3 protein-coding genes are annotated in these 1,889 nt (G+C 65.1%); all 3 read left to right on the top strand.

Translation table 11 applies throughout. The features are described 5' to 3' along the window. A partial coding sequence (locus tag DYI24_RS25820) for a sigma-70 family RNA polymerase sigma factor (protein ID WP_164574337.1) occupies positions 1 to 249 on the top strand: 249 nt, incomplete at its 5' end. Beyond that, positions 246 to 1,079 (top strand): hypothetical protein, encoded by an 834-nt coding sequence (locus DYI24_RS25815; RefSeq protein ID WP_164574336.1) that lies wholly within the window; start codon positions 246 to 248, stop codon positions 1,077 to 1,079. The genes DYI24_RS25820 and DYI24_RS25815, both read left to right, overlap by 4 nt. 479 nt (positions 1,080 to 1,558) lie before the next feature. After that, a partial coding sequence (locus DYI24_RS25810; RefSeq protein WP_164574335.1) for a TIGR03809 family protein occupies positions 1,559 to 1,889 on the top strand: 331 nt, incomplete at its 3' end.

Raw genomic sequence — 1,889 nt, 5'->3', positions numbered from 1 at the left:
CCTTCCGACGATCCGGAGATCGCGCTGCAGAAGAAGGACACGGGCGAAGCTCTGCGGAAGTGCCTGACCTCACTGACGCCCGAGCATCGAGAGATCGTCGATCTGGTGTACTACCATGAGAAATCCATCGAAGAAGTCGCCGAGATCGTCGGAATTCCGGAGAACACGGTGAAAACCCGTCTGTTCTACGCGCGCAAGAAACTCGCCGATCTGCTGCAGGCGGCCGGCGTGCAGCGAGGCTGGCCATGATGGCGATGAGCAACACGATGCCGGATCCCCGGGAGCCGGGCGACGTCGAGGCGCTGCTGCCGTGGTACGCGGCCGGCACGCTGAATGCCCGCGATGCCCGCCGTGTCGCGGATGCGCTCGATCGCGATCCGGCGCTGGCGCGGCAATATGCCGTCATCCTCGAAGAATATGCCTCGACCATCGAGCTCAATGAGAGCCTCGGCGCGCCGTCATCGCGCGCGATGCAGAAGCTGTTCGCTGCGATCGATGCCGAGCCGGCCCGGGCGCCGGGCGCCGGGCAGGGGCTCGGCGCGCGCTTTGCCGGTTTCTTTTCCGGGTTGTCGCCGAAGGCGCTGGCGTGGTCGGCGTCGGTCGCCGGCCTTGCGCTTCTGTTGCAGGCCGGACTGATCGGTGCGCTGCTGACGTGGCCGCATGCGGTTCCGGTGCAGACCGCCTCCTATCAGCCGCAGCCCGAGGTAGCGCGCGCGCCGGCATCGGCGCCGGCTCCCGCGTCGGTTTCGCCGCCCGCGGCGGCGATGGCCGATCGCCCAGCAGAAGCCAGCAAACCGGCGCCGCCGATGGTGATGGCGGAGCGGTCGGGCGGACCGGTGGTGCGGAGCCTTGCGCCGCAATCCGGCCCGCGTGTGCTGGTCAAGTTCGCGCCCGAAGCGCGCGCTTCGGAGATCGCCGCCTTGCTCGACCATTATAATGCCGTGGTAGTCGACAGCTCGCGAGGCGGGCTGTTCCGGCTGCAGTTCGGCACGCAGCCACTGTCGAAGCAGGATCAGGAGAATCTGATCGGCCGGCTGCAAAAGGAGCCGGTCGTCAGCGTGGTGCTGTCGGCTCCCTGATTACTTCGCACTGCACAAAGCAACTGTCTGGGCGCTGTGGCGCGGGCACATCTGCTCAGCGTCGCTGACGGCTGGCGCGGAGCGTCGCTCACTCCATCTTCACAACCTCGCGCGCGAGAAAAAATCTGCAACCGGATTGAACGTGTGTGCGTTGTCCGCTGACCAATCGTTGTGGGAGCGGACACCACCTCCCAAACGAGGCCAGTCGGCGCGAGCGCCCATCCACCCCTGCGCTGATATGGCTTGTGACCCGCCCGGTTGTCCCCCCGGGCGGGTCTTTCGTTTTCCGGCCCGATTCGGCGGCCCACCCACTGGGACGCCCCTCAAATACCCGCAGTATTACGAGGTTGGGCCGCGGCGGAGCTCCAAGTTACCGCTGCGCTGGACATGGTAAATTTTTGTTAACAACATTGTTCGTAAGCTTTGCGTCGATTCGTAAGTTGCGTCGCGTTCCTTTTTCCTCTCCTGGCGGACCGACCATGGAACAGACCGACGCAGAGCGTGGGCGTGCGCTCGTCCAGCGCTGGTGTTTGCTCGCAGAACAGCGGCTCGACTACCTCACCGAGCTGTTCGAAACCGGCCGTTGGCGGCGCTTCTTCGGCGAGCTCGAATTTCTCGAAAACGTCCAGGAAGCCAAGGCCGCCGTCGAATCCTGGCGCGGCTTGTTGAATCGCGAAGCGACTCTCGACAATCGTCCGGTTGACCTGTCCTGGCTGGGCCACAACAAGAAAGTCCCGCCGCGGGTGGCGTTCTACTTCGACGGCGAGGTGGTGAACGGCTCGCCCTCGTACACGCTGCCCCAATCGGCAC

The sequence above is a fragment of the Rhodopseudomonas sp. BR0C11 genome, from assembly GCF_010820945.1.
GTDB classification, from domain to species: Bacteria; Pseudomonadota; Alphaproteobacteria; order Rhizobiales; family Xanthobacteraceae; genus Rhodopseudomonas; species Rhodopseudomonas palustris_H.
This window is presented reverse-complemented; position numbering and strand designations above follow the sequence as displayed.

Coding starts and splice junctions, on each gene's coding strand:
- DYI24_RS25815 (WP_164574336.1), top strand. CDS start 246: ATGATGGCGATGAGCAACACGATGCCGGATCCCCGGGAGCCGGGCGAC.